This is a genomic window from Intrasporangium sp. (assembly GCF_030452765.1).
GTDB lineage: Bacteria > Actinomycetota > Actinomycetes > Actinomycetales > Dermatophilaceae > Intrasporangium_A.
In genome coordinates this window covers 22,759-29,726 of sequence record NZ_JAKDLO010000036.1, presented here as the reverse complement: position 1 = coordinate 29,726, position 6,968 = coordinate 22,759, and the positions used below count along the sequence as shown (strand labels likewise).

General features: G+C 68.5%; 6 protein-coding genes. 2 read left to right on the top strand and 4 right to left on the bottom strand.

Annotated elements, in window-relative coordinates; genetic code table 11:
* Positions 1 to 1,236: 1,236 nt before the first annotated feature.
* The 4 genes from L0H79_RS06710 to xylA all read right to left on the bottom strand — a co-directional run bounded on the left by L0H79_RS06710 (position 1,237) and on the right by xylA (position 4,541).
* Positions 1,237 to 1,611, bottom strand: a complete 375-nt coding sequence (locus tag L0H79_RS06710; protein WP_301483808.1) for a type II toxin-antitoxin system VapC family toxin — start codon at positions 1,609 to 1,611, stop codon at positions 1,237 to 1,239.
* Positions 1,608 to 1,847, bottom strand: coding sequence for a type II toxin-antitoxin system Phd/YefM family antitoxin (locus L0H79_RS06705; protein ID WP_301483807.1), 240 nt, complete (start codon positions 1,845 to 1,847; stop codon positions 1,608 to 1,610). The genes L0H79_RS06710 and L0H79_RS06705 overlap by 4 nt, the downstream gene beginning before the upstream one ends.
* Positions 1,848 to 1,928: 81 nt before the next feature.
* Positions 1,929 to 3,326 carry a xylulokinase gene (gene xylB / locus L0H79_RS06700; RefSeq protein WP_301483806.1) on the bottom strand — a complete coding sequence of 466 codons (1,398 nt, stop codon included), beginning with the start codon at positions 3,324 to 3,326 and terminating at the stop codon, positions 1,929 to 1,931.
* 27 nt (positions 3,327 to 3,353) lie between these two features.
* Complete coding sequence (gene xylA / locus L0H79_RS06695; protein WP_301483805.1) at positions 3,354 to 4,541, bottom strand: xylose isomerase; 1,188 nt, start codon at positions 4,539 to 4,541, stop codon at positions 3,354 to 3,356.
* Between the two features lie 384 nt (positions 4,542 to 4,925).
* On the opposite strand from xylA, the gene L0H79_RS06690 reads away from it, so the two are divergent.
* Positions 4,926 to 6,572 (top strand): alpha/beta fold hydrolase, encoded by a 1,647-nt coding sequence (locus L0H79_RS06690; RefSeq protein WP_301483804.1) that lies wholly within the window; start codon positions 4,926 to 4,928, stop codon positions 6,570 to 6,572.
* 146 nt (positions 6,573 to 6,718) lie between these two features.
* Positions 6,719 to 6,901, top strand: a complete 183-nt coding sequence (locus tag L0H79_RS06685; RefSeq protein ID WP_301483803.1) for a hypothetical protein — start codon at positions 6,719 to 6,721, stop codon at positions 6,899 to 6,901.
* Positions 6,902 to 6,968 lie beyond the last annotated feature (67 nt).

Sequence of the window (6,968 nt, the reverse complement as noted above, 5' to 3'; positions counted from 1 at the left end):
CTTCGTCAACGCGCCGCCACCGCACAAGGTGCTGGCCATCACTGGTGGCTCGGGTCAGTTCGCGACGGCCCGAGGGGATGGGACGCTCGACGAGAACGGCGATGGGACCGGAACTTTGGTGCTTGTGCTTCAACCCAAGCCGTAAGGCCCATAGTGGCCGATGGCCTCTTGCTCGGCAGAGCGCACGCGGTAGACGCACGCGCGACACGGTGCGCCAGCTTGGAGCAAATCTCGACAATGGTCGAGAACCCGGATCGGCCCGACCACCTGACCCGGCTACTGCCTCGCCGTCCGTCTCGTCCGGAAGCCGAGTGCGACGTCGGTGCGGCTGTCAATGTTCGAAGTCGTCTGCACGGATGTTCGAAGTCCTGGCGCGGGACGGTCCGTAACGTCCGATGGGGGGATCCTCGGCCCGGGCGAGCCGAGCGCCGGCGGGGGCTGGGTGTTACCACGCCGGATGGTTCACCAATCCGGGACAGACCAGCCAGATGAGCCAGTTCCACGAGACGACCGAGCCAATGGTCCAGATCCAGAACGCCTGAGCCAGATACAACAACAACGGGGACAGGAGGACGACGACGGCAGATGATGGGAGCAGGCAGCAATAGCTGGATACTGTCATAATGTGGATTATCGGCGTTAAGTCAGAGCAGTTGAAGCAGGGGATCTGTACGGACGCTGTCGCCAGCCGCAAACGAGTTGCCTGCTGAGGCTTAACCCTGATCGCCTCGAGATGGATCCGCTTGGGGCTGTGAGGTTTTGGCGAGGTGCCGGTAGATCGGAGGTCGCGTGACGCCGAACTCGGCGGCGATCTGGGCGACGGTGTAAACCCGTTTGTCGTCGTCGTTGGCCTCCTCGTACATCGGCCCATGCATGGTCCAGCCCCGAGCCCTCCAACGCCGCGCTGCGAACCTGCACGGCCTGGTCCTTGACTGTCTCGCTGATCCGTGACGGGGGACGAGTCCGGGCGCCGGGACCGCGGCTCCAACACAGCGGCCGGCCCGTCCTTGACGGGCCCGGGCAGGCAGAGAGATCTGATCCTCGGCACAGGACGAGGTCACCGCACCCCGCGGCGCCCTGAGCGGCCACTGCGAGATCGCCAAGCGGATAGAGGGATCGACAGGCTCATTGGTCTTCGTCACCGACCAAGTCGAGACACCTCACACCCCGCCCAGCCAAACCAGTCCAGACCTACGTCTATCGGCCCCTGACCAAGGTGGACTGGATGAGACTGCATTACGCCTCGAGTAGCTCGATCCCGTAATCCCGGAAACGAGCGTCGGCCGTGACAACCGTGAGGTGTTCTGTCATCGCCTGGGCGATGATCAGACGGTCGAACGGGTCGCGATGATGCGCGGGAAGATCGGAGACGGCGAGCCCGTGAGCGGGTGAAAGCCCGAGAGTGCGAACGCCGGAGTCTGCGATCCGCTCCTGCAAGTCGTCAGGCACATCAAGCTTGCCGACGGAGGCCTTGATCCCGACCTCGGCGAAGGACACCACGCTGAACAGCAGGTCATCGGCCGCTGCTATCGCTTTCCGGGCCGGCGCCGACAGTTCACGCTCGCCAGAAAGTTGCCAGAGGACAACGTGGGTATCGAGAAGCAGCCTCACGGGGCCAACATCTCGTCAAGCTCGGCGTCGGTGAACTCGAAATCGTCGCCAATCCGGATCTCGCCAGCCAGCGAGCCACCCGCTGCGAGGAACCCGGCGCCTGGTTTCCGCTGGATCGCGACCAGCCGCACCACCGGGACGCCATTCCGCGCGATCTCCACGTCTTCACCGGCCAGAGCGAGGGCTATCAGCCGCGAAAGATCTGTCTTCGCCTGTCCGACGTTCACTGTGGTCATGTTGTAAGCGTACGCGCCTTGGCCAAGCATGACCAAGCGTTGCCGTCCCACTTCGAGACGAAGAAGTCGCGCAGTGCCGCCCTACCGGTGGAAATGCGCCTCGACGATGCCGAGGTAGCGCTCGTGGATCTGCTGGGCGGCCTTCTCGTCATCGTGGCTGGGCTGCAGTTGCCGTTGGGTGGGGACGGGCCAGTCGGGCAGCTCGCCGGTCAACGCCCAGGCTGCTTGCCGGGCGGCACCGATCGCCACGCCCTCCTCGACACCGGTGACCGAGATCGGGAGCCCGAGCACCGCCGGCGCGATCTGCTGGACGGCCGCGGACTGGGCGGCACCGCCGGTGAGGATGACCCGGTCGATCCGACCGGTGTGGGCAGTCAGGGTCTGCAGGCCGTTGGCGAGGCTCCAGAGGATCCCTTCGATCGCCGCCCGGGCGATGTTCGCGGCGGTGAAGTTCGCCAGGTCCAGCCCGACCAGCTCGCCCTTGGCCAGCGGCAGCGGTGGGGTCCGCTCCCCCTCCAGATAGGGGATGAACGACAGGCCCTCGCTGCCGGCCGGTGCGCCGAGCGCCAACCGGCTGAACTCGTCGAAGCCGACACCGAGGAGTCGGCTCGTCGCCGCCAGGTTCCGTGCGCCGTTCAGGGTGCAGACCAGCGGCAGATAGGCGCCGGTGGCGTCGGCGAACCCGGCGACGACCCCCGATGGGTCGCGCGTCTGCCGGCCGGCCTGGGCGAATGCGGTTCCGCTGGTGCCGAGTGAGACGACCGCCGAGCCGGGTGTCAGTCCCAGCCCGAGCCCGGCCGCCATGTTGTCGCCGGTGCCGGGCCCCAGCTTGACACCCTCCGGCGTCTCCCCCACCACCTCGGCCGGGGCGGCGACCCGCGGCAGCCCGAGTCGGCGGCCGAAGGCCAGCTCGACGAGATCCTCGCGGTACCGGTTCGTCGTGGCGTCGAAGTAGCAGGTTCCCGAGGCGTCTCCCCGGTCGGTGACCGGCGGGCCGCTGCGGCCACCGACCTGCCAGGTCAGCCAGTCGTGCGGCAACACGACCTGGGCCGTCCGAGCCGCGTTGTCGGGCTCGTTCCGGGCCAGCCAGCGCAGCTTGCTGACGGTCATCGCCGCGACCGGCACCGAACCGACCGCGTCGGCCCAGGCCTGCGGCCCGCCGAGCTCGCCGATCAGGTCGACGGCGTCGGGGGCGGAGCGGTTGTCGTTCCACAGCAGCGCGTCGCGGACCAGGCCACCGTTCTCGTCGAGGGTGACCATGCCGTGCTGCTGGCCACCGACCGAGATCGCCTCCACGCCGGACAGCAGCCCTGGATCGGCGGTGGCCTGCCGGTAGGCGGTCAGCCACGCCTCCGCGGTGACCGAGGTGCCGTCGGGATGAGGGGCCCGCCCGACACGCAACACCTCACCGCTGTCGGCGTCGCAGACGACGACCTTGCACGACTGGGTGGACGAGTCCACCCCGGCGACGATGGTCATACTGGGTCCTTCCTGAGGAACTGCGCCTCAGCGGGCGCCGAGGAGATGCTGCACGGCGAGCCGTTGCACGCGGGCAAAACCGTAACCGCGGGTGCGGCCCGGCTGAAGGTCATAGTCCTCGAAGGCCGACCTATCGGCCAGCAGCTCCGGGTAGCTCTCGCCGGCATCGAGGGTGGGTAGGCGCAGCTCCGTCACGCCAGCGTCGGCCAAGGCCTGCTGCACCTCGGGATCGGCGCGGAACGCCTGCGAGCGTTCGCGGAGCATCAGGTAGAGCTCCATGTTCGCCCGGGCCGATTCCCAGACCCCGTCGACGTCTTCGGTCCGCAGCGGCTTGTAGTCGAAGTGGCGGCAGCCGAGGTAGGCGGGACCGCCGTCGGGCGCACCGTTCTCGAGCAGGTCGACGGTGGAGAACGCCTGGAGCAGGTCGCCGTGACCGAACACCAGATCCTGGTCGAACCGCGGCCCCTTCTGGCCGTTGAGGTCGATGTGGAACAGCTTCCCGGCCCACAGCGCCTGAGCGATGCCGTGGGTGTAGTTCAGGCCGGCCATCTGCTCGTGGCCCACCTCGGGGTTGATGCCGACCATCTCGGCATGCTCGAGTGAGCCGATGAAGGCCAGCGCGTGCCCGATGGTGGGCAGCAGGATGTCGCCGCGCGGCTCGTTGGGCTTGGGCTCGATCGCGAACTTCAGCCGGTAGCCGGAGTCGATCGCGTACTGGGCGAGCAGGTCCAGGCCCTCGCGGTAGCGGTCCAGCGCCGCGTGGATGTCCTTGGCGAAGTCGACCTCCGAGCCTTCCCGACCGCCCCAGAAGACGTAGATCTCGGCCCCCACCTCGGCGGCCAGGTCCATGTTCCGCATCACCTTCCGCAGGGCGTAACGGCGCACCGACCGGTCGTTGCTGGTGAACCCGCCGTCCTTGAACACCGGGTCGGAGAACAGGTTGGTGGTCATCATCGGGACAGACAGACCGGTGTCGGCGAGCGCCTGCTTGAACCGGTCGATGATCTGCTGACGCTGAGCGGGTGTGCTGGTTGCCGGCACCAGGTCGTCGTCGTGGAAGGTGATGCCGTAGGCGCCGAGATCGGTCAGCCGTTCGACCGCTTCGACCGGGTCGAGCACCGCCCGGGTGGCCTCGCCGAACATGTCGCGTGCCTGCCAACCGATCGTCCACAGGCCGAAGCTGAACTTGTCCCCGCGGGTGGGCTGCGGTGTCATGAGCTGAGACTTCCTTTCCGAAGTGCGGCCAGAGGTTCCGTTCAGGCATGCCTACCAGACGTGGGCCCGGAGGTCGCCCGAAGTTTCGACGCTCTGGCGTCCTGTCGTCACCGGAGCTGTTTCGAGTTGCAGGCCGGTATGGGAGCCATCAGGATGTGGCCACCATAGAGGTGGCCGCCGACGCGCTGCCGGGACAGGGGTACTGCAATGTCGGTTCGACGAGGTATCGGCGGGGTCGTTGCGGTTGCGATGGCGGCAGCGATAGCCGTGATCGCTCCGGCGGCGCCCGGCCAGGCGAAGGTTGCCACCGATCGTACGAGTGCGGCAGAGGCACAGCGGGTCGCCGATCGGACGAGTCCGACAGAGGCGAGGCGCGTCGACTCGGTGCCGAAGCCGCGGATCGAATGGTTCGACTGCAGCGTCGTCACCCCCCGGGCGCAGTGCGGCACCGTCAAGCTGCCGTTGGACTACGACCGGCCCCGCGGCGCGAAGACCGAGGTGGCGCTGCTTCGCGTGCGCGCCAAGGACCCCAAGCGCCGGATCGGCGCTCTCTTCGTCAACCCCGGCGGCCCCGGTGCCTCCGGCGTGCAGTTCGCCGCCGCCGCGCCCGACTTCCTGAGCACCGAGATGCTCGCGCGCTTCGACATCGTGGGCATCGACCCACGCGGCACGAACTTCAGCGACAACGTGGCGTGCTGGCGCAACTTCGGTGCACAGGCGGCGGCCTTGGCCGGCATGGCGGTCCCGTTCCCCTACACGAACCCGGAGACGCGCGACTACGTCGCCTCCGCAAGGAAGTTCGGCAAAGCCTGCTCCACGACCGGGCGACCGCTGAGCTCTCACATGTCGACGGCGCAGGTGGCGCGCGACATGGACGTGCTGCGGCGCACCCTCGGAGATCGCACCCTGACCTACCTCGGCTTCTCCTACGGCACCTACCTGGGGCAGGTCTACGCCAACCTGTTCCCCGACCGGGTCCGCGCCATCGCCATCGACGGCGTGCTCGACCCGATCGGCTGGGCAGGCACCCGCGACGCCGGCATCCCCCAGACGCAGCGGATCAAGTCCGGTGAGGGCGCCGACAAGGCACTGCGGGAGATCCTGCGGCGCTGCGAGGCTGCCGGCCAGGACTACTGCGAGCTGGCTCAGTACGGAGAGCCACTGCGGCTCTATGACCAGATCGTCGCATCGCTGAAGAAGCAGCCGCTCACCGTGACCGACCCGGACACCGGCGAGATCTGGTACACGATGACCTACCAGGATCTGATCGCGATCCTGCTCAGCGACCTGTACTCCCCGGATGGCAGCAGCTGGGTGGACATGGACCTGACCTCCGTCTGGACCCTCCTGTCGGAGCAGTCCCAACCGGCCGCCGAGAAGAGTGCGGCGAAGGCCTTGAGGCAGCGGCTCGAGCAGGCGTTCCCCCAACCGACCCCGACGAAGCCCAGTCTGCGCACGGCGGGCGCCAGGTCGGGCTGGGGGTTCCCCTACGACAACAGTCTCGAGACCTTCCAGACGGTGGCGTGCACCGACAGCCGCAACCCGCGCTCCGCCGCGGCTTGGCGGGGTCACGCAGCTCTGGCGGAGCAGGCAGCCCCCGGTTTCGGCCCGCTCTGGACGTGGGCGTCGGCTCCCTGCGCGTCGTCGACCTGGACAGTGCGGGATCCCGACTCGTACCGGGGCCCGTTCACGCGGCACACGGCGGAACCGGTGCTGGTGGTGGGCAACTACTGGGATCCTGCCACGAACTATGCGGGCGCGGTCACGGCGGCATCGCTGCTGCCGAGCAGCCGGCTGCTGAGCAGCGACAGCTGGGGCCACACGGCATACGGCACCTCCGAATGCGTCACCGGCGCGGTGGACAGGTACCTGCTCCGGGTGACCCTGCCGGCCCGCGGGACGCGGTGCTACGGCGACGTGCAACCGTTCACCGAGCCGCTCGAGGGCGGACCCGGCCTGCGTCGGTCGACCCCGGCGCGGCCGCTGCCGCCGGTGGTGCCGCCACTGCCAGGATCCACCCCACGGCAGTAGCCACCGGAACACTGCGGCACCCAGAACATCGGTCGGGGGTGGGGGGCAAGAGGCCCGCCCCCCCCCCCCCCCCCCCCGCCCCGGGGGGGGGGGGGGGGGGCCCCCCCCCCCCCCCCCCCGACCGTACCCGGAACCAGAAGGCTGCCATGAACCTCCCCAGCCCACCCGGCTCGCTCGCCTTATTCCACGGCCACAACGCGCTGCACTGGGTCACGCCGGTCGAGGGTGCAACCCCGAGGATCAACTCCGTGCTCACCTACGGCGAGGTACCCGACATGCGCCTGAACGACCTGACCTCAGAGCTGTTCTACGGGCGAACCTCGTCCTGATGCCCACTGTGGTCGACGTGCCCTCCCGGGACACTTCCTCCGGCCGACGGGTGGATAGGGTGTGGCC